This is a genomic window from Nocardia beijingensis NBRC 16342 (assembly GCF_001612785.1).
GTDB lineage: Bacteria > Actinomycetota > Actinomycetes > Mycobacteriales > Mycobacteriaceae > Nocardia > Nocardia beijingensis.
Genome location: NZ_BDBC01000015.1, coordinates 170,619 through 191,757, shown reverse-complemented (window position 1 = coordinate 191,757; position 21,139 = coordinate 170,619). Strand labels below are relative to the sequence as shown.

Sequence of the window (21,139 nt, the reverse complement as noted above, 5' to 3'; positions counted from 1 at the left end):
ATCCACGTGGCGAGTTTCGGTTACCCTCACGCGGCGAGCAGCATAGCCAGAACCGCGGTGTCGGGATCGCTGATCGGGTCCAGTCCGACCCGGCTGACCAGCGAAGTCACCGTCCCATCCGACTCCGCCTCCACCCATGCGGCACGGTGTTCCAGCCCGAGATGGGGCACGCCGGGCAACAGGACGCAGCCGGAGGCGGCGCCCGCGCACTCGGGCAGCGACGGGCGGGTTTCGGACGGAGGATGCAGCATCAGCAGCGCCGGCGGCACATGTTCGGCGAACCGGCCTGGTTCCACCGCCTCATCGCCGAGCACGGGACCTTCGGCCAGCACCAAGCCGACCGTGCCGGGAGCCGGGTCGTCGGGCAGATCCTCGCGGACGCCGAACACCGTCGAGGTCGTCAGCAGACCGGGTAGCGTGGCCACGCGCACCGCGAGGACCAGCACCTGGGCCCACTCCTTGGTGGTCTCCGGCCACCGCCCGGAGATCAAAAAGCCACGCAGCGATCCGCGCGAATGGAACGGCGTGATGCCGATCGGTTCGTTCGTGCGCATTCCTGCCTCCCGTTGTGGAACCGGGGGCGACCTTGCCCGTTTATTCGATCTGGATTCCCGAATATGAACCAGGAGTCACCTGGCACACAAGTACCAAAGAGTGCCAATCGGACAGGCGGGCACGAGTCGGCGGGCAATCGGGCTGCGCACCCGGCGGATCGGGCGCGACCTCACCGGGGCCGGATCGGCAGGGGCGGCATGGCGTTCCCGGCAACATGCCCGCGTCGCCGGGAGACAGAACGGGCCCGCGAGCCCGCCGCGCGTGGCGGACGGATTCGCGGACCCGGTCGCGGTGTGCCGAGCGGGCTCAGCCGAAGATGAGGCCCTTGGCCTGCGAAGTCGCCTTGGCGAAGCGCTCCTGCACGTCGGCCCAGTTGACGACGTTCCAGAACGCGGTGACGTAGTCGGCCTTCACGTTCTTGTACTGCAGGTAGAAGGCGTGCTCCCACATGTCGACCTGCAGCAGCGGGATGATGCCGAGCGGAACGTTGGCCTGCTGGTCGTAGAGCTGGAAGGTCAGCAGCTTCTGGCCGAGGGTGTCGAAGCCGAGCACCGCCCAGCCGGAGCCCTGCAGGCCGTTGGCGGCGGCGGTGAACTGCGCGCGGAACTTGTCGAACGAACCGAACTGGTCGTCGATCGCGGCGGCCAGCTCGCCGACCGGCTTGTCGCCGCCGTTGGGGGAGAGGTTCTTCCACCAGATGGAGTGGTTGACGTGCCCACCCAGGTGGAACGCGAGGTTCTTCTCGTGCAGGAAGATGGCGCTGTGATCGCCCGACTCGCGAGCGGCTTCCAGCTTCTCCAGTGCGGTGTTCGCGCCGGCGACGTAAGCGGCGTGGTGCTTGGAATGATGAAGCTCGTTGATCTGCCCGGAGATGTGGGGCTCCAGGGCGCTGTAGTCGTAATCCAGATCTGGCAGCGTGTACTCAGCCACGATGTCCCTTCCTATGTCGGGCTGGTTGTGCCCGTTGTTCCGGACCCAGCCAACCATCATTCGTACACCCGGTCGATTCCAACTCGGGCCCACGTCCGCACATTCCGGTGATGCCGCTCACATCAGGCGGGTCGCGCACCGTCACATCGCGCACATCGGCCCCACAGGAAACGCACGCGTAGCATCGAACCATGTCGTGGTACGACGAACTAGTGGGGCGTCTGAGCCTCCCCGAACCCGTCATGGTCGCTCCCGAGCATGCCCTGCCCGGCCGGGCGGAACCGCTCGACGTGCCGGATACCCACTACGTCAACGGTCACCCGATCCGCCCGCCGTTCCCGGAGGGGCTACAGCTCGCGGTCGTCGCGATGGGCTGTTTCTGGGGTGCGGAGAAGGGCTTCTGGGAACTCGACGGCGTCTACACCACGGCGGTCGGATATGTCGGCGGCTACACGCCGAATCCCACCTATGAAGAGGTCTGCAGCGGGCGGACGGGCCACGCTGAGGCCGTGCTCGTCGTGTTCGACCCCGCGGTGATCGACTACGCGGGCATCCTCAGGCACTTCTGGGAGAACCACGATCCCACCCAGGGCATGCGGCAGGGCAACGACCGCGGCACCCAATACCGTTCCGCCGTGTGGACCTTCGGCGGCCAGCAGGCCGATCTCGTCCGCTCGACGGCCGAGGCCTACGGCAAGCGGCTGGCCGCGGCGGGATACGGGCAGATCACCACGGAGATCGCGCCGCTGCCCGGACTGGCGGCCTTCTACTATGCCGAGGGCTATCACCAGCAGTACCTGGCCAAGAACCCCGGCGGATACTGTCCGGTGCACGCCACCGGAGTGAGCTGCCCGGTGGGCACCGGCGCCTGAGCGCCATCGCACGACGAACCGCACGTGCCGTCGCACGGATGCGGTTCGCTCGCGACGATGTCGATCAGAGCGGCGGAGCGATACCGGGACGACTGGCCCTCGGGTCGCCCGCGTCGTGTGCTCGCCACCACCGCGCGCCGCCCGCGACGAAGTCGGCCAGCGGGATCTGCTTGCCCCGCGCGTCGTGCACGGTGATGTCGTCGAACCACACCCGGACGTCGAGTTCGCGCGGGTCGATGCCCTCCTCCTGGGAGAACTCGAGGACGTGCGCGGATTCTCGATCGGCGATGCGGGTGTCGAAGCTGAGCAACTCGCTCCACAGCGCCCAGCTGCTGTCGTCGAGGTCGATGAACTCCCAGCCGTGCAGCCGTCCGCCGCCGAAACTCCGGATCGCCTCGTCCAAGCCGTCCAGTCGCAGCGGCAGCACCTGAGGTTCCAGGTCGTCCCAGTGCTGTCTCCGCAGTGACGCGGCGACCCGGCTCACGCCGGTGAAGGTCACCTGCACCCGGCCGTCCTCCGCCGCGGTCCCGTCTTCGGGAAGAGTCAGCACTTCTAGGTCGAGTCGCAGTTCGCCTGCGGCCTCGTCGACCGCGAGGCCGAGGCACGTGGCCTCGGACAACGCGATGTTGAGACCTGCGGTGTCCATTCCGTGGCGTAGCCCCCTGCTCACGTTCATGCGCTCAGGCTACCGACCGTCTCCGCCGGAACCCGGGATTTCGGCGGCGTTCCGAATTCAATGGAACCGAACGCGCTCCGGCCCCGTCCAAGTAGATATCGGAACCCCTTCGGTCGCGGGTTCCGATGTCGGCGACGAATGGCCGCTCCGGGATTGGTATGGAGGGGAGTCCCGGATCGGTCATTCGCATCGCTCGACCGTTAGGGGCTGAATCCGGACGTCTATCAGGTAAACGCGGCGGGTTCCGACCGGAAGTCCGAAACCAGCCCGTACCGGTAGCTGATAAGTTGCTAAAAAGCTGGGCCGATCGGGCGAAACGCCGCCGACACCTGCGACTTGTGGATCGATCTGTGGATTATGTGGATAACTTCGCCCGAGTTATGCACAACCAGCATCGGGCGGGTGCCCGGTCGAGTTCCGGATGGCAGAACATACCCGAAGTCGTGGCTCGCTGTCGAGGACGCTCCCCTGGGATGGAACTGCACGGCGGCCCGCCACGCATGGCAGGATCGAATCTGTGACGAGCCCCCACGTTCCGTCGGTCACGGTGGAGGACGTGCCTGCCGAATTCGACAGCAGCGCGCCCGCGTCGGCCGACACGCCGCGACCGATTCTGCTCGACGTCCGGGAGGACGACGAGTGGCGGCTCGGGCACGCCCCGGGTGCGATCCACATCCCGATGGTCGACGTTCCCGCGCGGATCGACGAGCTGGAGTACGCCGCCGATCTCTACGTCATCTGCAGGCAGGGCGGCCGGTCCCTTCAGGTGGTCGAATATCTCACGCACATCGGCTACGAGGCCATCCAGGTCAGCGGGGGCATGGTGGCGTGGCAACACGCCGGCCGCCCGCTGGTCGCGGAGGGCGACCACGAGGCGAAGATCTACTGACGAAAGAACGAGGTGCGCGGGTGAGTACGGTGGTGCAACCTTGTGCGCGCTGCGGTGCGCGCTGGGCCGTGCAAGGGGCGCCGATGCACTGGTGCCCGCGCTGCCGCGGCGTACTCCTCTCGCCGGGGCCGATCGACGCGCCCGCCAGCCGTCGCAACTACCGCTGGGTGGCGCGCAAACCGGACCACCGCGCCAGGCGAGCGCAGTCATCCGTCCGGTCGGCCGCACCGAGCGAAACGCCCCGGTACACGCAGATCCCACGCTGGGGGTTGATCGACCAGCCGCCACACCCGGGCCGCGCGGCGCGGCGTCCGTTCGGCAAGCTGACCGACGCGGTGACCAGGCTGCTGGTCGCCACGGCGGTCGTCTTCGGACTCGCGGCCGTCGCCGAGCTGGCGCGCTATGCGGTGCTGTTGCGCAACCGGACCCGTTTGATCCACCCCGCCGTCCTCTTCGCCTCCGACGCGTTGGTCATCGGCGCGGGCGTGCTCGCGATCGTGCTCGCGCTGCTGGCGGCCGCGGCCACGGTCGGACGGCTGATCGAGATCAGGCGCTCGGCCTACGCCGCTTCGGGCAGGCGCGACCCGCGATCGCCGCGAGCGCTCGCGTTCGGTTGCCTGGTTCCGGTGGTCAACCTCCTGTGGCCGGGGGTCTTCCTGAGCGAAGTGGCCGCGTTGCAGGACGATCCCCGGATGCGCCGGACCGTCCGGATCTGGTGGGCGGCGTGGGTCTTCGGCGGACTCGTCGCGGCGGCCGCGCTACTGTGGCGGACCGCGGATTCGTTGCAAGCCGAGGCGGACGGGGTGCTGTTCACCGCGTTCACCGACGCGGTCGCCGCGGTGGTCGCGGTGCTGACCCTCTGGGTGTTGCGCACGATCGAGGGGCGCGACCTGCTCGGTCGCGGCCGGACCGCACGCCGCTGGCTGATCGCGGTCGACCCCGCCGTGCCGGTGATCGAGCCGGTGCATCCCGGCGGGCGAGGCCAGGCCCGCGCCGACACGCACGAGGACAACGGTGCTCAGGACCGTGAGCAGGAGGAGGTTATGGCCAAGTGAGCCAGGGCAGTCGCGCGCCGTTCGTCGTCGCGCATCGAGGCGCATCGGCGGCGCGCCCCGAGCACACGCTCGCCGCCTACGAGCTCGCGCTGCAGGAGGGCGCCGACGGCGTCGAGTGCGATGTCCGGCTGACCAGGGACGGGCATCTGGTGTGCGTGCACGACCGCACCGTCGACCGGACCTCGTCGGGCAGCGGCCTGGTCAGCGAGATGACATTGGACGAGCTCCGCGCGCTCGATTTCGGGGCTGACGGCGCGCCCGCCTCGGTGCTGACCCTCAGCGAGCTGATCGGCCTGGTGCTGGACTGGCGCAGCAGGCCGACCAAGCTGTTCATCGAGACCAAGCACCCGGTCCGCTACGGCGCGCTGGTGGAGAACAAGCTGCTCGCCGAGCTCCAGCGCTTCGGCATCGCCACCCCGGCCTCGGCCGATCATTCCCGCGCGGTCGTGATGTCGTTCGCGGCCACCGCCGTGTGGCGCATCCGGCGCGCCGCCCCGCTGCTGCCCACCGTTCTGCTCGGCGAGTCGTCACGCTACCTCGGCGGATCGGCGGCCACCACCGTCGGCGCCACAGCTGTCGGGCCATCGGTGAAGACCTTGCGCGAGCACCCCGACCTGGTCGACAAGGCCGCCGCCGCGGGCCGCGCCACCTACTGCTGGACCGTCGACGATCCGGACGACGTCCAACTGTGCGCCGACCTCGGCGTCAGCTGGGTCGCCACCAACCACCCCGGCCGCACCAAGTCGCTACTGCCCGCCGCCTGACCGGAACTGCCGGGCCGGGCTGATTCGGGACATCTCGCCCATACAGCCACCTGAGGTCGTGCCAGTCGTTTCGGCAGTGGATCGATCGAGACAGACACGTGTCCCGCTGATCCGAAGAGGTCCCTAGACGTCCGTCGCTTCTGCGCAGGCAGTGAGAAGGCCGGAGCGGGGTGTCGGCGGCATTTCGCCACGCCCACACGGCGCAGGTAATTCGGGCGCCAATTCCTTACGGAACCACACCACCGCAACCACGGCTTTCGAGCGAAGCGAGACCGAGCATCCGCCGTTCGCGGCCCGGCTCGCGTCCGAGTGGCCGCCGCGTCCGCGACGAAGTCGCCAGCGGCGGTCACTCGGACGCGAGCCACAAAGGGGCCGCGAACACCCAGCGCCGCAGGCGCTGGAAAAACAAACACAGTAAGTTGACCCCTCGTGGGTAAAAGCAAGCGCAACAGTCCTAAGCCCGGCGGGAACCGGGCGCAGCGTCTCGCCGAGCGGCGGGCGGCGCAGGAGCAGGCGGCACGGATCGTCTCGCGTCCGTTCGAGGGCCTGGCCGCGGAGTGCGATCTGATCGCCCTGCGCGAATTCGTTCCGTCGGCCACCGCGACCTTGACCCTGGCGGCCGAGGTGGCGGCGGAGCGGCCGGTCGTGCTCGGAACGGTGCTACCCGGCGCGGTGGCCGCGTTGGTGCGCGCCGGTGACGAACCCAGCGGTTACGTCGGCGCACAGGTGCAATTCCAGGGCGCGGACCCGGCCGCCGATCTGGCCGCGGCGATCCTGTGGACGCAGTCCGCCGAACCCGGTGATTCGCTGACCTCCGTGGAGAGCGTGGCGGGCGGCCCGCGGCTGGCCGATGTCATCGACCCCGCCGCGAGCCTGGATTTGACCGTGCACCAGGACTTCGATTGGTGGGTGCCGGCGGGGGTGGAGCCCGACGCGCAGGTCGCCGCCACCATCGAGCAGGCCAAGCAGGCGATCATGCCGTCGGCGCGGCTCGGGCTGGACGCCGACGCGATCGGCGCCGCCTGGTGGGTGGACGCGGGCGAGAAGGCGCACATCCGCTGGGTGCGGCCGGAGGACGAGGACGCGCTCATGCTGGCGCTGGCCCGCCTGCACGCTTCCGGGGGGCTGCACCTCGGCGATGGCTCTCGATTCGCGGGGTCCTTCCGCACCCACGGCGTGCTGGTCCCGGTCTTCGACCTGGACCGCGAGCGGCACCCCGACGAATGGGTGAAGCCCGCGGCCGAATTCGGCGCTCGCCTGTCCGAGGCGCTGGCCGTGGACGCCCCGTTGACCTCCGACGAGCGGCGCTCCCGCGACGGCCTGCGGTCGCGTCAGGTCACCTTGCGCTGAGCCTCGGAGACACGGAACTTCGGGAAAAGCGGTCGGTGTTTCAATTGGCGCCGGTACCGCCCGGAAGGCGGGGAAAGAATTGCCGAAGCACTGCGAAATGCGATGAGACCGCCGTTTACACCGACAGAGCAAATCGGAGCTGAACAGCGACAGGCCCGGTTCCCGATACGGGAACCGGGCCTGTTCGGCGACCTCCGTCAGACGGAGCCGCCGGCCACCGACGGCGCGCCGGAGGCATCGCTCGGGCCGCTCATTTCCCGGGCGACGAATTCCTCCAGGTCGAACAGGTTCGACCCGGCGCGATCGGCGATGGTGAGCAGGGTGGTCATGTTCGCGACTTCCTCGACCTGTTCCTTGAGGAACCACTGCATGAACTGTTCGCCGAGGTAGTCGCCCTCTTCCCGGGCGGTGCTCGCCAGCTGGATGATCTGCTCGGTGACCGTCTTCTCCTGCGCTAGCGCGAGCGCGATCGGCTCCCTGGCATTCTCGAACCGCGATTTCGCGGCGTCGATGCCGGAAATCTCGACGCTGATATCCCGGTCGAGGAAGTACTGCACGATCATCATCGCGTGATTGCGCTCTTCGACGGCCTGCTTGTAGAACCGCTTGGCAAGCTGCGGGAGATCGGCATTGTCGAACCACACCGCAATCGCGATGTACTGATGCTCGGCATTGAATTCGTGCCGGATCTGATCGTGCAACAGGCTGTGAAATTTGCTGCGAGGTGATTCCGGATGGCTTGACATGGCATCGACATTAGCGCCGGCCATGTCCCATGTCATCCAAGTGCAGCCTTAATGAGGCTAGTGTTGCCTAATTAATTCTTCGCGGCGCCAGCCATTTTCGGCGCCGCGATATCGGCGTGCGGTCGCGACCGCATCTCCCGGGCCACGAACTCCTCGACGTCGAACAACTGCCCGTCGGCGCGGTCGATCACGGCCAGCATCGTGCTCATCCCGGCGACGTTCTTCACCTGTTCGGCGAGGAACCATCGAATGAATCGTTCGCCCAGATAGTCGCCGGAAGTGCGAGCCGTATGAGCCAGATCACTGATACCAGCGCGGCGGGCCTGCTCGATCTCCAGCAGTAAAGCGACTGCGGCGCGCGGGCTTTCGAAGGTGGACTGGATCTCGTCCAAGCCGCCGATCTGCACCGGGAGATCCCGGTCCAACAGGTACTGCACCATGCGCAGCGCGTTACCGTGGTGCTCGCGTGACCGGTCGTAGGCGTGTCCGGCCAATCGCGGCAGCCTGCGCGCGTCGAAGTACACGGCGGCCGCGAGATACTGCTGCGCAGCAGTGAATTCGCGACGAATCTGCGTGCGCAGCGAGTCGGCGAAGGACTCGTCGGCGTCGTCGATGTCCGGCATGGCGTCGACGCTACCGCGTCAGCAGATCCTCCGGGATCGGACGGTCGTCGGCCAGCGCGTCGAAGAACCGGCCTGCTTTCTCCTTGTCCCACAGCAGGACGTTGCCGCTGTCGGTGTCGTCGAATCCGCCGACCGGCACCGCCGTGGCGACGGTGTCGCCCCGCAGCGCCCAGCCCAGCCCGCCGAGGTTCCAGATGTGGTCGCCGTTGTCGACCTTCAGGGACTTGGCGGTGTCGGTGGCCAGCGGCCAGAGCTTGAACGGGTTGGCCAGCGTGGCGCCGCTGGTCGCCTTCTTCAGCAGCGCGGCCATGAAGATCCGCTGGTTGTTCATCCGGTCCAGATCGGCCAGCGCCGTCGCGCGGCTGCGGACGAAGCCCAACGCCTGTGGTCCGTTCAGGCGCTGGCAGCCTGCGGGCAGGTCGATGCCGGCGAGCGGGTCATCGATCGGCTTGGGCACGCACACGTCGATGCCGCCGAGCGTGTCGACCACGCTGGCGAAGCCGCTGAAACCGATCTGCGCGTAGTGGTCGATGCGCAGGCCGGTGGCGACCTCCACGGTCTGGACCAGCAGCGCGGGGCCGCCGATGGCGAACGCCGCGTTCAGCTTGTCCTTGCCCTGGCCCGGAATGCTGACGTACGAGTCGCGCGGCAGGCTGACCAGCGTGGTCTTCCCCGATCGCGGCACGTGCACGAGCATGATCGTGTCGGTGCGCTCGGGGCCGACCTCACCGCCGGTGGCGAGTTCCCGCTCCTGCTCGGGAGTCAGTTCGCCGCGACCGTCGGACCCGACCAGCAGCCAGTTCGTGCCGGGTGTGTCGCCGACGCGCTTGGCGTAGTTCGCCAGCGCTGGGATGCGGTTGAGCGAGTTGTCCAACTTGATGACGGCGCCGACGGCGGCCACCACCAGCACCAGCAGGATCACCAGGAACCAGCGGAAAGGGTGCCGCTTGCGGCGTGGTCGAGGGGCCCGCGGCGAACGTGCTCCCCGGGGCGGGACCGGAGGGGGGCCTTCCCGGAACGGCCGCGGCTTCCGGGGCGGCGCGTGCGGCGGACCTTCGTGATAGGGCACCGGGCGCTGGGTGGGGGCGTGCGACGGAACGTCGTGATGCGGCACGGGGCGCTGGGTGGGGGCGTGCCTGCGGGCTTGGGGAGGCGGCATACGGCGCGCCTGCTCGGGCGGGACCTGCGAATACGCCAGCGGCTGGCCGTGCGGGTCGGCGGTTCCGTCGCGGCGCATCACCTGCGTGGGCTCGATCGGCGGCGGAGCGCCGGGCCCGGGAGGCGGCATGCGGCGGCGCATGGGAGGAGGCTCACCGGGACTGCCGGGCGGCGGCATCCGGCGCGTACGCGCGTTGCGCTGGGGGTCGTCGCCGTTCATCACTGAAACTCTACTTATCGGGCCGACGTGACGTGCCGCATGTGGACACCGGCGCACGCGGAAGCGGCGCTGCTTCGTAATTCGCGGGCCGGACCCGGTTGTTAGCGTTCCCGAGGGCACAGTTGCGTCACGGGAGCCACGAAACATGGCCGCGCAGAACGGTGTAGCCGATGTAGGCGACCGCATCGATGGTTGCGTGGGCGAGGACCAGCGGCCACAGCCGGTTCGTCCGCTGCCAATAGCGGCCGAATATGACGCCCATCACAAAGTTTCCGAGCCCGCCGCCGATTCCTTGGTACAGGTGATAGCTGCCGCGCAGCACAGCCGAGGCCAGCAGAGCCGAGTTCGCCGACCACCCGAGTTTGCGCAGCCGGGTGAGCAGGAACGCGACCACGATGACCTCTTCGGCCACGGCGTTCGCGCAGGCGGAGAGGATGAGCGCGGGCAGCCGCCACCAGTAGTCGCCGAGCGAGGCCGGGACGATCGTCACGCTGAGGCCGAGCGCGTGCGCCGCGAGATACAACCCCAGCCCCGGCAATCCGATGATCGCGGCCAGCGTCAAGCCGGGTAGCACGTCGGCGCGCCACCGCAGCCGGTTCGCCAGCCCGATCAGCCGCGGCCCGATGCCGCCGCGCCACAGCAGATACAGCCCCAGCGCCGCCCATCCGAGCAGCCGCAGCACGCTGAGCAGCTGGAACAGCAGGTCGATGGTGGACTGGGTCGATCGCGACGGATTCAGCGCGACGGTGCGCCCGCCGATCCCGCCCGGGGCCAGCGCGCTCTCCACCAGCGAGAGCGCGGCGCTGAGCCCGCTGAGCCCGAAGGTGACCAGCAGCACCACGGCGATCTCGAGCTTGATCGCCAGCCGCTCCCGATCGGTCGGCTCGGCCTCGTCCCACTCGGCACTGGACTCCGCACGCATGGGTCGAATCTATTGCGCTGGTCCGAACAGGCGCGCGCCGCGTCGGCGGTCGAATCGCCCGGCGCGCCGCCGTATCGCCCCGGCGTGGTCCTGCCCAGGGCTCGAGCGCCGAACGCGGGCCGGCGCTCCGGCGTCAGATCCGGCGCAATCCGTTGAGGAACGGGCAGCCAGCCAGCGTGCGCACGGCCCGGCTCAGGCCATCGATGTCGTCGGCCGGTGCGCTGAACGGCAAGCGGAAGTCGTGGTCGCCGTCGTGTCCTTCCACCCGGAGGGTGAGTCCGTAGCGGTCGATGGCGAGCGGGTGCACGATGCCGTGCCGTAGCTGTGGCGGCAGGTGCCTGGCGAGCTGGGCAACGACGTCGGCGTGGTCGGCCTGCATGTGCTGCAGCCACGCGGATTCCATGGCGCAGAACGGATCCGGCTGCGCCGAACGCAACTCGTCGCTGCTCACCGATTCAGCGCCGGTCGAGTCGGCCACCACCGCGGAGTTGATCACCAACCGCAGCAGGCTGGCGCCGAAGCCGATATCGAGCAGTCCCGGATGCGGATGCTCCTTCGCCACCTCGGTCGCCAGCGCGCGCTGCGCCTGGGTGGGCACCGCGCGCACCCAGCCGCGCAGCCAGACCAACGCGCGGACGGGCTCGCGCAGCGGCAGCGGGGCGTGGTCGGTGAGTTCCAGCACCGCGGGCGCGCCGTGCTCTCCGGAGTTGCCGGCCAGGATGGCGGCGACCGAGGCCGTCGGCACCGCGATCACGGCGTCGCCGCACTGCCGGACGTGATGCACGGACGCGGGCGTCGGATCGATGCCGGGCATGGCCAGCACCGCCTGCTCCGCGTGCGCGCAGGCGCTGCGCACTCGCTCGGCGGTGGACGGTGCGACGGTCGAGGACGGACGCGGCATACAAACCTCCGTGGAGCGTGCGGCGCAACAAGTGATGATTAGGTTACCCTAAGCTAAGAGACGAACCGGTGTTCCCGCAAGCGTTCCGATCCGGCTGATCGCAGCGAACCGTGTCGATTCCGGTCGAACCGGGTTGTTACGGTGGGGGCGTGTCGGAAAGGACGGAATCGGGCGAACCGGTGCTGGTGACGTTGTCGGCGCCGCCGCGGCGCGGTTTGGCCGACGGGTTGGTCCGCAACATCGGCGCAAGTCCCGCCGCGCCGACGCTGGAGCTGGACGCCCCCGACGCCGAGATCGCCGACTTCCTCGCGCAGGTGGCCCACTCCGATACCGGCTTCGTCGCGCGCACCTCCTCGGGAGAGCGTGCGGTCGCCATCGTCGCCGCCACGGCCGCCGCCCTGTGCGGCGAGGACATCGGCACGGCCCTGCGCGACCCCGACATCGCCTTTCTGACCTCCTTGAAGCCGCAGGCCGTCGAGGCGGTCCGATCGGTCCTGCTCGCCATCGAAACCGAGGCCGCCGACCGGGTGGACGCCGCATTGCGGGTGCTCAACGCAGGGTGAACGCCGCTCGGGCGGTCGTGGACCAGACAACCCGGGGCGGTGGGGCCTTCCCAATCGGTGGGGAGCCGAGCGAGCGCGCAAGTAATCTCGTAACCGTGCCGCGAATCGCGTACTTCGGGCCGTCCGGAACGTTCACCGAGATGGCCCTCGCTCAACTGGAATCCTCGGGAACCTTCGACGGGCCCGTGGAGCGGATCGCCGCGCCCAGTCAAGGCGCCGCGCTCGACCTGATCCGCTCCGGTGACGTGGAGGGCGCGGTGGTGCCGATCGAGAGCTCCGTCGAGGGGTCGATCTCGGCGACGCTCGACTCGCTGGCAATCGGTCCGCGTCTGCAGATCGTCGCCGAGACCGAACTCGAGGTCAGCTTCACGATCCTCGGCAAACCGGGCACGGCGCTACCGGACGTGCGCACCCTCGCCGCATATCCAGTGGCCGCCGCGCAGGTGCGCTTGTGGGTGTCGCGGCATCTCCCGCAAGCGCAGCCCTACACCTCCGCGTCGAACGCCGCCGCCGCCGAAGACGTGGCGGCAGGCCACGCGGATGCCGCCGTGTCGACCGCACTGGCCGGAGAGCGGCTGGGATTGATCGCGCTGGCCTCCGGGGTCGCCGATCACGAGCAGGCGATCACGCGGTTCGTGCTGTGCACCAGGCCGACGGTGGCGCCGCCCGCCACCGGCGCCGACCGCACCTCGATCGTGCTCGAGCTGCCGAACGTGCCTGGCTCGCTGATGCGCGCCTTCGCCGAATTCGCCACTCGCGGTATCGATCTGACCAGGATCGAGTCGCGGCCCACCCGGACCGGCATGGGCACCTACCGTTTCTACCTCGACTGCGTGGGGCACATCGATGACGCCGCGGTGGCCGAGGCGCTCAAGGCACTGCACCGCACCGCGCGGATCCGCTTTCTCGGGTCTTGGCCTGCCACTTCCGCGACCGGCACGCCACCACCGCCGGACGAAGCGGACGCGGAGTGGTTGATCCAGCTGAGAAAGGGGATGGCCGACCTATGACCGGGAGGTTGATTCTGGTCCGGCACGGGGAGACCGAGGGCAATGTCGCCAAACTGCTGGACACTCGCATTCCTGGCCTACCGCTGACCGAACGCGGTGCGGCGCAAGCGAAAGCGTTCGGTGAAGGGTTGCTCCGGCCGCCGAAGGTGCTGTTCTCCTCCGCGGCGCTGCGCGCGCGCCAGACCGCGAGCTACATCGAGGCGGCGACCGGTGTGGCCGCCATGGTGCTCGACGGACTGCACGAGGTACAGGCCGGAGATCTGGAGGGGGAACACAGCGAAGAAGCGCACCAAACCTTCCAGCGGATCTACCGTGCCTGGCACGAGGGCGATCTCACGCTGCGGGTGCCGGGCGGTGAATCCGCACAGGATGTGCTGGACCGGTTCCTGCCCGCGGTCGAGGAACTGCGGAACACCTATCTGACCCCGGACGACGACACGCACGGTGACGTGATGGTGGTCAGTCACGGTGCGGCCATGCGACTCGTCGGCCGCACTCTCGCGGACGTCCGGCCGCCGTTCACCACGAACAATCACTTGGACAACACCGAGACCATCGAGCTGGTACCGATGCCGGACGGCGGGTGGGAGTGCATTCGCTGGGGACGGTTCACGCCGCCGTTCGGCTACGAAGTCGCACCGACCTCGGACGACCCCATGGGTTAGCGATGCCCGCGCGCTCAGGACAGCTTCGGATTCCGGGGGAAGTCTTCGCGTTCCGGTAGGAAATTGATCAGATCCTGCACGGCCGTGCGCAGTCGTGCGGGCGTGCCGCTGCTGAGCGACGTCCACTTCACGCCGTCGTCGGACCTGCTCGCGGTCGCGATGAATCGACCGGCGCGCGTGTTGAAGACGGCGATGTGGTTGTCGGCCGTGTCTCTGGTGCCGTCGCCGTAGATCACACCGACGATCTCGGCATACGAGTGAATCTCCACCAGAGCCGCGGCGAGGGTGTGCGCGTCCTGGGCCGGATGGCCCACCTTGGCCAGCCTTTCCGCGGTGGCCGCGGCGTCACCGGTGTCGCCGAAGATCGTGGCCAGCTCTTCGGTCGGGGCGTTCATGCCGTACAGCTCCAGCGGCTCGGCGTAACCGAGTGCCGCGAGAACCGTTCCCGGTAGGTCGTTTCCGGCCTCGTCGATGACGTAGGAGTCCTGCCCCCGAAGGGCGACGACCGGGAGGTCGACGCCCTTCGCCAGACAGAAGCGGCTCACCCAGCCATCGACGACCAAGCGCAGCGCGATGATCCAGTGGGGCCGGTGCAGCGCGCGCAGCCGATTCTCCAGATCACCATGCAGCACATCATCGATCAGGAGTTCCCGCTGCGCGAGGGACTCGGCGGCCGCGTCCATCGCCGCTTTGTGGTCGGTCAGGTTGTCGTACCGCGCCCTCGCGTTCAGGACGACGGGAACCTCGATTTGCAGTTTCTCCACGAGGAACTGCATTTCGTCGAGCGACAGGACGACCGCATCGAGCGTCGACGGGCCGCGGCCCGCACCGAGTACGGTCACCTAACCGTCCCGCTGAGGTCACCGCCGATGACCCCATCGGCGGTGAAACGGCCGTCGTTGAAGTGCTCGGTCGACCGCAAGTAGTCCCGGCCGTCGTGCTCGTTCTCGTCGTCCTCGTCGCTGCGCGCCTGATTACCGAGCAAGGGGTTGCCGTTGCCGGTGTTGGCAGGACGCACCGGCGCCGTCTCGGCGCCCTTGACCACGGAAGTCTCCTGGACGGGAGCGGTGGCGCCGCCGATCGTGCCGTTGGAGCCCCAGCCCTCGGGAAGCTTGAGCGAGCCGCTGCTGATGCCCGCCACCGATCCGAGACCCGTGAACGACACGGCACGCGTCGCCGCGCCGGCAGCCGTGGCCGCCGCACCGACACCCATCGCCATGGGAGCCATGCCGGAGAGAGTGGGAGCGGAGCTGGTGGTGGCCGCCGCGATCGCGCTGCCCGCGACATTTCCGACGGTGGAGACACCGGTGGTGGCGATCGAGCCGACAGCCTGAGCGGCCTGGGTGGCAGCGCTCGCCACGCCCGGGTTGCTCAGGAACGCCTGGGTGGCGGCGACGGCAGCCTGGATCGGATCGGCCGGGACTTCGGTGGTCGTGTCCGCCGCCTGCTCGGGGCTGGCCGTACCGGCGCCCTTGGCGATCGGCGGCGGCAGCAGGAACTCGGCGGGCGTGGCGAGCATGGCGCTGGTCGCGGCCTCGTAGGTCTCCATGACGAGCGCGGCGCGAATGTCCATGGCGTGCCTGGCGACTTCGGCGGCCTCGAAGGCGCCGCTCAACACGCCCGGCGGGTTCGCCGACGCGGCCAGTGCGGTGTTGACGGCCGCGATCTCGGGCGGACTCGGCATCGCCAGCGCGGCGACGGTGTAGGCGGTGGCGTTCGCCGCGGCCTTGGCGCCCATCGCGGCCGCCTGCACGCCCTGCTGCTCGGACCAGCCGAGGAAGCCGGTGAGCTTGCCCAGCGCGGCGATACCGTTGATGCCCTGCATGCCGACGCCGAGTTCGGCCATCACCCTGGCGACGGTCGTCGTCGCGTCGACCCAGGCGGCGGTGAGACCGCCCCACGCGGTGGCGGCGGCCGAGATCGGAATCGCGTGCGCGCCCGCGTGAAGGGTGGCCGAATTGACCTCCGACGGGCGCGCGGCCCAGATCACCCCGGTGACTCCTGCGACCATGTTTGTCTTCTCCCCTGCTTGAAGCGTTGCTGATGAACTCGGTGCGGAACTACACCTGGATGGCGCTGATGCCGGCGGCACGCACCACGTCGCCCGCGACGTGCTGGGCCAGCTGCATGCGCAGCGTCGCCGCGGCGTGGTGGCATTCCAGAATCGCCTGCGCGATCGCCCGGTCGTGCGACATCGCCCCCTGATTGAAGTGGCTCGCGCTGACGAAGGAGACTTCCTCCGCCCCGGAGGGCAGCACGTGCGTCGCCGGCGCGGTGACCGCCGCGGCGGCGGCCAGACGTTCGGCGACGAGGTCGAGTTCGGCCGCGGCGGCGAGAATGGCTTCGGGTGCGATCAGTACATGTCCAACCATGACTCGACTCCTTCTAGTGGCTGTGGGGCGGAACCACGAGAATTCCCCCTTCGAGTGATAGGACGCGACAGCAACGCGATCGGTTCCATCGAATCCCCAACTTTTCGATCTCCGTGCCGATTACACACCTACCGTTGGTGGTGCGCAATACAGCTCGGTCAAGACTATCCCCATCCCAGCTGATGCAGGCGGTCTTCGTCAATGCCGAAATAGTGTGCGATCTCGTGGATCACAGTGATCGCCACCTCTTCCACCACCTCCGCCTCGTCGGCGCAGTGCTCGAGAATCGCGTCGCGATAGATGGTCACGGTGTCGGGAAGCGCTCCGCCGTACTGACTGTCGCGTTCGGTGAGGGCGATGCCGTGATACAGGCCGAGCAGATGCGGATCCTCCGGATTGCGCGGCTCGATCAGCACGACCACGTTGTCGATGGCGCGGGTCAGCTCGGGCGGGATGAGATCCAGTGCGTCGCCGACCAATTCCTCGAACCGGTCGGCGGACATCGTCACGGGCATCGGCGTTCGGCTACCTCGGCTGTGGCTGCGGCGGCAGCGGCGCCGCGCCAGGCAGCGGTGCGGGCGTGGAACGTCCGTTGTTCGGCGGCGGCACCGGAGCCTGGCCGTTGATCAGGATCTCGCCCTTCGCCGAACCGGTGATCGGCGCGAAGCCCTCCCGGTCGGCGCCCTTGCCGATCATGCAGTCCAGCTTGCGGCTGCCCGCCATCCAACTGCGGGCATCGATGTAATCGAAGAACAGCGTGAGCGTCTTGTTCCGGATGACGTCCGGTCCGCCGAGATAGTCGGTCGAGGTGCGGGTGCACTCCTCCTCGACGAACTTGTCCTGGTCGTCCTTCGCGGGCGGGCCGCCGTTGAAGTGGGCGCTGAGATCCACCGTGGAGACGATCTCCACCGCGTGCGGCTGGGCGCAGTCGACGGGATCGGTGGGCAGGTTCTGGTTGATGCCGAGGCACACGCCCGCCTCGTACACCTTGGACTGGTCGTGCTCGGTGGCGCTGCCGACCGACGGCGGGGTGCCTGCGCTGGCCGCGATCTGCAGGCCGCAGCGCAGCGTGCGGTCACCGTGCTGCCAGCCTTCCGGGCTCGGGTACATCAGCCCGACGATGTACTTGCCGCGCGGATCGAACCGGCCCGACATGTACTTCTGCACCGCGGGCACGCAGTGCTCTTCCTTCAGCTCGGTGAGGCGCAGCGAGTCCGGGAACCGCGAGCCGGGACCGAACTCCTTGCCCGGGTACCTGCTCATGTCGATGTCGGCCGCGACCTCGAACATGTGCTTGCTCGAGCAGTTCACCTTGACCAGGTCCGAGCGGTCCGGTTTGGTCCAGCTCAGGCAGTCACCCTTGGACGCGGTGCCGAACTCCTTGTCCAGCACCGGCTGTGCCGGTGCGCCCGGATTGTGCGCCTCCAAGCCCTTCTCGTTGTCGAAGCCGGTGATGAACAGCGTCACCAGGGCAGCGACCACGGCGCCGACGGCTACCGCGAGCAGGCCCCAGCGCAAGGTGGGCGCCGACAGATGCAGATCGCGCAGTTCGCCCTTGCCCATGGCGGCCTTGGCCGAGTCGAACGAGCGCCGAATGGAGTCGGCGCGCGACGACGCGCCGCGCTTGCGCGGCTGCGGGGATCGGGACACACGTTCGGAGGACATCGCGGTCCATCATGGCAGCGTCGGTGCCGTGGTGCCACGACCTGGCCCGATCGGCGCGGCACGGGCACGGGCGGATCAGCCGCGCAGCGCTGAGAGGAAGACGCCGGGCAACCGGGCCGGGTTGGCGTCGGCGTAGAACTCGGTCAGCCTGCGCCCTGTGGTGGCGGCGGTGGCGTTGCCCACGAACCAAGGCGGCTTGGGGGAGAGGGCGAACTCCCCGCCGAGCAACGAGCGCGGAACGGGCCGGAACGGGCCGTGCACCACGGTGCGCTCCACATCGTCGAGCAACAGGGCGTTGTGCACCACGCCGATACCGCTCTGCACGTCATCGAGGGTATGTCCGGGAAAGGCGCCCCACGCGGCCCGCGGCGCGAGAAAGGCCAGGCCGGTCCAGGTGTTCACCGCGATCGCGCCGTAGCGCAGCCGTTCGATCGCGCGGTCGAACGCGACACCGAGCCTGCGCATGGTCGCCGGATGGGCGATGACGTTCGCGCCGAGGGTGCCGGTCAGCTCGGCGTTGGCGAAGTCCACCGCGTGTTGCAGGAACTCGCCGCCCGAGTACGGCAGCTCCACGACGCCGAGCACCGGCGAGAAGTACTCCGTGTGCAGCAGCGGCGAGCCGGTGCGCGGCAGTCCGTCGACCAGCACCCGCCCCGCGCCGAGGCGCTCCGCGTCCGGATACGAGGCCAGCGCGTCGGCGACCCGCGCGTCGCTGCCGGGGTAGTAGGCGGTTCGCTGTGGCGCCCGTTCCATGGCCAGGCGGAGTTCGGCGAGGAAATCGTCCTTGCGGTCCCACTCGGAGCCGATCACCAGCGCCTGCGCCGCCACACAGTTGTAGCCGCCGTTGTGCAGCCGTTGGGTGGCCACGTGCTCGGCCTGGTAGCGCAGATCGGCGTCGGACCAGTCGCCGGGCACCACGATGGTCGGTGAGACGCCGCCCAGCTCGCTGGTGATCGGCTTGTCCAGCAGGGGCCGGTTGTCCTTCTTGCGCTCCTCGCCCTCCGCGCCCGCGCCCCAGACGATGGCGTCGTGGGTCTGCGCGCTGCCGGTCATGTGCACGTGCGCGACATCCGGATGACGCACCAGATAGCCGCCCTCCCGCGCGCCGCCGGTCAGAATCCGCAGCGCGCCGAGTTCAAGCAGCGGTTCGAACACCATCTCGAAGACCGTGAACAGCGGGTCGGTGATCGGGTTGAGCTTCAGCGCGACCACCCGGTTGTGCGCGAACAGCTCGTACAGCGCGTCCAGCGGCGGAATCGAGGTGATGTTGCCCGCGCCGAGCACCGCGCCGATCCCGCCGGTCGCGGTGGGATCGAGCTGGGCCAGCCCGGCTCGCCTGCGGGCGCTGTCGGCGTCGACGCCGGGCCGCAGCCACACCTCGCCGCGGAAACCGTTCAGCAACAGCCGGTCGTAGACGCCGAACGGGAACACGGGCACGGCCAACCGCCCGCCCGGCGCGTCCCGCAGCGTGATGCCGGCCAGCGGGCTGCGGCCGGTCTCCAGCGCGGCCATGGTCGCCGACAGCGCGGCCGTGGCTTGCAGCAGGGTGAGCGGGCCGGACATCCATTCCTCGCCGACCAGCGCGGAGTGCTCGTCGAGGTCCTTGACGACGCACGCGGCGCGCACCCAGTCCTCGGCGAAGCGGCCGGTCCTGGCATGGATCTCGTCGAGCAGGGCGCGGCGGCGGCGCAGCGGCGTCGCGGCCCACGTCTTCTCGCCCGCGGCGAGATCGGCCAGCGCGTTGTCGATGGCCGTCTCGCCCGAAGGGGTGCCCACAAGCCCACTATGCGCTCGATCGAGCGTGGATGGTCCGCATCCTGGGATATCGGCGTGAAAGCGCAACACACCGACCACTAGGCTGGTGGCCCATGATCGACCTCCGATTCCTGCGGGACAACCCGGACGCGGTCCGCGCCTCGCAGCGCGCCCGCGGCGAAGACCCCGCCCTCGTCGACGCGCTGCTCGAGGCGGACGCGGCGCGGCGTGCCGCGGTCGCCACCGCGGACAACCTGCGCGCCGAGCACAAGGCGATGGGCAAGCTGATCGGTAAGGCGAGCAAGGAGGAGCGGTCCGCGCTGCTGGCGCAGGCGTCGGAGATGTCGGTCAAGGTCAAGGAGGCCGAGGCCGCGCAGCACGCCGCCGATATGGATCTCGACGCCGCGCACCGCGCCATCTCGAACGTGGTGCAGGAAGGCGCGCCTGCGGGTGGTGAGGACGACTTCGTCGTGCGGCAAACCGTCGGCACCCCGAGGGAGTTCGATTTCGAGCCGAAGGACCACTTGGAACTCGGCGAGTCGCTCGGCGTGATCGACATGGAGCGCGGGGCGAAGGTCTCCGGCGCCCGGTTCTACTTCCTGACCGGCTACGGCGCGCTGCTGCAGCTGGGCATGCTGCAACTGGCCGCGCAGAAGGCGGTGGCCAACGGCTTCACCATGATGATTCCGCCGGTGCTGGTGCGTCCGGAGGTCATGGCGGGCACCGGGTTCCTCGGGCAGCATTCGGCCGAGGTCTACCACCTCGCCGACGACGATCTCTACCTGGTCGGCACCTCGGAGGTGCCGTTGGCGGGCTACCACTCGGACGAGATCCTCGACCTGAGCGACGGCCCCAAGCGCTATGCGGGCTGGTCGTCGTGTTTTCGCAGGGAGGCGGGCAGCTACGGCAAGGACACCCGCGGCATCATCCGGGTGCACCAGTTCGACAAGGTGGAGATGTTCGTCTTCACCACGCCCGATCAGGCCGACGCCGAACATCAGCGCCTGCTCGCCTGGGAACAGGAGATGCTCGCGGCGATCGAGGTGCCCTACCGGGTGATCGACGTCGCGGCCGGTGATCTCGGCAGCTCCGCCGCGCGCAAGTTCGATTGCGAGGCGTGGGTGCCGACCCAGCAGACCTATCGGGAGCTCACGTCGACATCGAACTGCACCACCTACCAGGCGCGGCGGCTGGCCGTCCGTTACCGCGACGAGAACGGACGGCCGCAGATCGCCGCCACGTTGAACGGCACGCTCGCGACCACCCGCTGGCTGGTGGCCATTCTGGAGAACCATCAGCAAGCCGACGGGTCGGTCCGGATTCCGGCCGCCCTGGTCCCGTTCGTCGGCACGGACGTGCTCCGGCCGTCGAACTGACTACGCGGGAATAACGTTCAGATGAATAGCTACTGGTTCGCCATGCCGGATTCCCGGGATGTGGCAACCAGT

At 69.0% G+C, this 21,139-nt stretch carries 23 protein-coding genes; 9 read left to right on the top strand and 14 right to left on the bottom strand.

Annotation, left to right across the window (positions count from 1 at the left end):
* Nucleotides 1-26: 26 nt before the first annotated feature.
* Entirely contained in the window at nucleotides 27-554 is a 528-nt protein-coding gene (locus NB3_RS10625) for a peptidase (RefSeq protein ID WP_067800279.1), read from the bottom strand.
* Nucleotides 555-861: 307 nt separating this feature from the next.
* Nucleotides 862-1,485: a superoxide dismutase gene (locus NB3_RS10620; protein WP_039794275.1), complete on the bottom strand. Its 624-nt coding sequence runs from the start codon at nucleotides 1,483-1,485 to the stop codon at nucleotides 862-864.
* A gap of 191 nt (nucleotides 1,486-1,676) precedes the next feature.
* On the opposite strand from NB3_RS10620, the gene msrA reads away from it, so the two are divergent.
* Entirely contained in the window at nucleotides 1,677-2,357 is a 681-nt protein-coding gene (gene msrA, locus NB3_RS10615) for a peptide-methionine (S)-S-oxide reductase MsrA (RefSeq protein ID WP_067800276.1), read from the top strand.
* A 64-nt stretch (nucleotides 2,358-2,421) separates the two neighbouring features.
* Here msrA and NB3_RS10610 read toward each other — a convergent pair whose 3' ends face one another.
* Nucleotides 2,422-3,033, bottom strand: coding sequence for a PDZ domain-containing protein (locus NB3_RS10610; protein ID WP_067800273.1), 612 nt, complete (start codon nucleotides 3,031-3,033; stop codon nucleotides 2,422-2,424).
* 517 nt (nucleotides 3,034-3,550) lie between these two features.
* On the opposite strand from NB3_RS10610, the gene NB3_RS10605 reads away from it, so the two are divergent.
* From NB3_RS10605 to NB3_RS10590, 4 genes are all read left to right on the top strand, one after another.
* Nucleotides 3,551-3,922: a rhodanese-like domain-containing protein gene (locus NB3_RS10605; protein ID WP_195043832.1), complete on the top strand. Its 372-nt coding sequence runs from the start codon at nucleotides 3,551-3,553 to the stop codon at nucleotides 3,920-3,922.
* A 20-nt stretch (nucleotides 3,923-3,942) separates the two neighbouring features.
* Complete coding sequence (locus tag NB3_RS10600) at nucleotides 3,943-4,977, top strand: DUF4328 domain-containing protein (protein ID WP_218020563.1); 1,035 nt, start codon at nucleotides 3,943-3,945, stop codon at nucleotides 4,975-4,977.
* Nucleotides 4,974-5,741: a glycerophosphodiester phosphodiesterase gene (locus tag NB3_RS10595; protein WP_067800268.1), complete on the top strand. Its 768-nt coding sequence runs from the start codon at nucleotides 4,974-4,976 to the stop codon at nucleotides 5,739-5,741. Before NB3_RS10600 ends, NB3_RS10595 begins: the two co-directional genes overlap by 4 nt.
* 429 nt (nucleotides 5,742-6,170) lie before the next feature.
* Nucleotides 6,171-7,091, top strand: a complete 921-nt coding sequence (locus NB3_RS10590) for a DUF5926 family protein (protein WP_067800266.1) — start codon at nucleotides 6,171-6,173, stop codon at nucleotides 7,089-7,091.
* A 197-nt stretch (nucleotides 7,092-7,288) separates the two neighbouring features.
* On the opposite strand, the gene NB3_RS10585 is transcribed toward NB3_RS10590, so the two are convergent.
* The 5 genes from NB3_RS10585 to NB3_RS10565 form a co-directional block, all read right to left on the bottom strand.
* On the bottom strand, nucleotides 7,289-7,837 hold the full coding sequence (locus NB3_RS10585) for a ferritin (protein WP_067800264.1): 549 nt from the start codon (nucleotides 7,835-7,837) through the stop codon (nucleotides 7,289-7,291).
* A 71-nt stretch (nucleotides 7,838-7,908) separates the two neighbouring features.
* Nucleotides 7,909-8,460, bottom strand: a complete 552-nt coding sequence (locus NB3_RS10580; RefSeq protein ID WP_067800260.1) for a ferritin — start codon at nucleotides 8,458-8,460, stop codon at nucleotides 7,909-7,911.
* A gap of 10 nt (nucleotides 8,461-8,470) precedes the next feature.
* Entirely contained in the window at nucleotides 8,471-9,838 is a 1,368-nt protein-coding gene (locus NB3_RS10575; RefSeq protein WP_084486108.1) for an LCP family protein, read from the bottom strand.
* Nucleotides 9,839-9,965: 127 nt separating this feature from the next.
* Nucleotides 9,966-10,760 (bottom strand): CPBP family intramembrane glutamic endopeptidase, encoded by a 795-nt coding sequence (locus NB3_RS10570; RefSeq protein WP_067800258.1) that lies wholly within the window; start codon nucleotides 10,758-10,760, stop codon nucleotides 9,966-9,968.
* A gap of 133 nt (nucleotides 10,761-10,893) precedes the next feature.
* A complete protein-coding gene (locus tag NB3_RS10565; protein WP_067800255.1) occupies nucleotides 10,894-11,661 on the bottom strand; it encodes a DUF2470 domain-containing protein in 768 nt (255 codons plus the stop codon).
* A 149-nt stretch (nucleotides 11,662-11,810) separates the two neighbouring features.
* On the opposite strand from NB3_RS10565, the gene NB3_RS10560 reads away from it, so the two are divergent.
* The 3 genes from NB3_RS10560 (at nucleotide 11,811) to NB3_RS10550 (ending at nucleotide 13,899) form a co-directional block, all read left to right on the top strand.
* The gene (locus NB3_RS10560; RefSeq protein ID WP_067800252.1) at nucleotides 11,811-12,224 is read left to right on the top strand and encodes a hypothetical protein; all 414 of its coding nucleotides are present in this window, start codon (nucleotides 11,811-11,813) and stop codon (nucleotides 12,222-12,224) included.
* A gap of 95 nt (nucleotides 12,225-12,319) precedes the next feature.
* Nucleotides 12,320-13,234: a prephenate dehydratase gene (pheA, locus tag NB3_RS10555; RefSeq protein WP_067800248.1), complete on the top strand. Its 915-nt coding sequence runs from the start codon at nucleotides 12,320-12,322 to the stop codon at nucleotides 13,232-13,234.
* The gene (locus NB3_RS10550) at nucleotides 13,231-13,899 is read left to right on the top strand and encodes a histidine phosphatase family protein (protein ID WP_067800246.1); all 669 of its coding nucleotides are present in this window, start codon (nucleotides 13,231-13,233) and stop codon (nucleotides 13,897-13,899) included. Before pheA ends, NB3_RS10550 begins: the two co-directional genes overlap by 4 nt.
* Before the next feature lie 14 nt (nucleotides 13,900-13,913).
* On the opposite strand, the gene NB3_RS10545 is transcribed toward NB3_RS10550, so the two are convergent.
* From NB3_RS10545 to NB3_RS10520, 6 genes are all read right to left on the bottom strand, one after another.
* Entirely contained in the window at nucleotides 13,914-14,741 is an 828-nt protein-coding gene (locus tag NB3_RS10545; RefSeq protein ID WP_067800243.1) for an ESX secretion-associated protein EspG, read from the bottom strand.
* On the bottom strand, nucleotides 14,738-15,910 hold the full coding sequence (locus NB3_RS10540; protein ID WP_067800240.1) for a PPE domain-containing protein: 1,173 nt from the start codon (nucleotides 15,908-15,910) through the stop codon (nucleotides 14,738-14,740). The genes NB3_RS10545 and NB3_RS10540 overlap by 4 nt, the downstream gene beginning before the upstream one ends.
* 49 nt (nucleotides 15,911-15,959) lie before the next feature.
* Entirely contained in the window at nucleotides 15,960-16,271 is a 312-nt protein-coding gene (locus NB3_RS10535; protein WP_067800238.1) for a PE domain-containing protein, read from the bottom strand.
* Nucleotides 16,272-16,435: 164 nt separating this feature from the next.
* Complete coding sequence (locus tag NB3_RS10530) at nucleotides 16,436-16,786, bottom strand: metallopeptidase family protein (RefSeq protein WP_067800235.1); 351 nt, start codon at nucleotides 16,784-16,786, stop codon at nucleotides 16,436-16,438.
* 10 nt (nucleotides 16,787-16,796) lie between these two features.
* Nucleotides 16,797-17,834 carry a septum formation family protein gene (locus NB3_RS10525; RefSeq protein ID WP_067800469.1) on the bottom strand — a complete coding sequence of 346 codons (1,038 nt, stop codon included), beginning with the start codon at nucleotides 17,832-17,834 and terminating at the stop codon, nucleotides 16,797-16,799.
* A gap of 177 nt (nucleotides 17,835-18,011) precedes the next feature.
* Nucleotides 18,012-19,712: an aldehyde dehydrogenase family protein gene (locus NB3_RS10520; protein ID WP_067800232.1), complete on the bottom strand. Its 1,701-nt coding sequence runs from the start codon at nucleotides 19,710-19,712 to the stop codon at nucleotides 18,012-18,014.
* Nucleotides 19,713-19,804: 92 nt separating this feature from the next.
* Here NB3_RS10520 and serS point away from each other — a divergent pair, with 92 nt between their 5' ends.
* Entirely contained in the window at nucleotides 19,805-21,067 is a 1,263-nt protein-coding gene (gene serS / locus NB3_RS10515) for a serine--tRNA ligase (protein ID WP_067800229.1), read from the top strand.
* Nucleotides 21,068-21,139 lie beyond the last annotated feature (72 nt).

Excerpts from the sequence above, each read along its gene's own strand:
- NB3_RS10625 (WP_067800279.1), bottom strand. The coding sequence starts at position 554 with ATGCGCACGAACGAACCGATCGGCATCACGCCGTTCCATTCGCGCGGA.
- msrA (WP_067800276.1), top strand. The coding sequence starts at position 1,677 with ATGTCGTGGTACGACGAACTAGTGGGGCGTCTGAGCCTCCCCGAACCC.
- NB3_RS10610 (WP_067800273.1), bottom strand. The coding sequence starts at position 3,033 with ATGAACGTGAGCAGGGGGCTACGCCACGGAATGGACACCGCAGGTCTC.
- NB3_RS10585 (WP_067800264.1), bottom strand. The coding sequence starts at position 7,837 with ATGTCAAGCCATCCGGAATCACCTCGCAGCAAATTTCACAGCCTGTTG.
- NB3_RS10580 (WP_067800260.1), bottom strand. The coding sequence starts at position 8,460 with ATGCCGGACATCGACGACGCCGACGAGTCCTTCGCCGACTCGCTGCGC.
- NB3_RS10575 (WP_084486108.1), bottom strand. The coding sequence starts at position 9,838 with ATGAACGGCGACGACCCCCAGCGCAACGCGCGTACGCGCCGGATGCCG.
- NB3_RS10570 (WP_067800258.1), bottom strand. The coding sequence starts at position 10,760 with ATGCGTGCGGAGTCCAGTGCCGAGTGGGACGAGGCCGAGCCGACCGAT.
- NB3_RS10565 (WP_067800255.1), bottom strand. The coding sequence starts at position 11,661 with ATGCCGCGTCCGTCCTCGACCGTCGCACCGTCCACCGCCGAGCGAGTG.
- NB3_RS10550 (WP_067800246.1), top strand. The coding sequence starts at position 13,231 with ATGACCGGGAGGTTGATTCTGGTCCGGCACGGGGAGACCGAGGGCAAT.
- NB3_RS10540 (WP_067800240.1), bottom strand. The coding sequence starts at position 15,910 with ATGGTCGCAGGAGTCACCGGGGTGATCTGGGCCGCGCGCCCGTCGGAG.
- NB3_RS10535 (WP_067800238.1), bottom strand. The coding sequence starts at position 16,271 with ATGGTTGGACATGTACTGATCGCACCCGAAGCCATTCTCGCCGCCGCG.
- NB3_RS10530 (WP_067800235.1), bottom strand. The coding sequence starts at position 16,786 with ATGCCCGTGACGATGTCCGCCGACCGGTTCGAGGAATTGGTCGGCGAC.
- NB3_RS10525 (WP_067800469.1), bottom strand. The coding sequence starts at position 17,834 with ATGGGCAAGGGCGAACTGCGCGATCTGCATCTGTCGGCGCCCACCTTG.
- serS (WP_067800229.1), top strand. The coding sequence starts at position 19,805 with ATGATCGACCTCCGATTCCTGCGGGACAACCCGGACGCGGTCCGCGCC.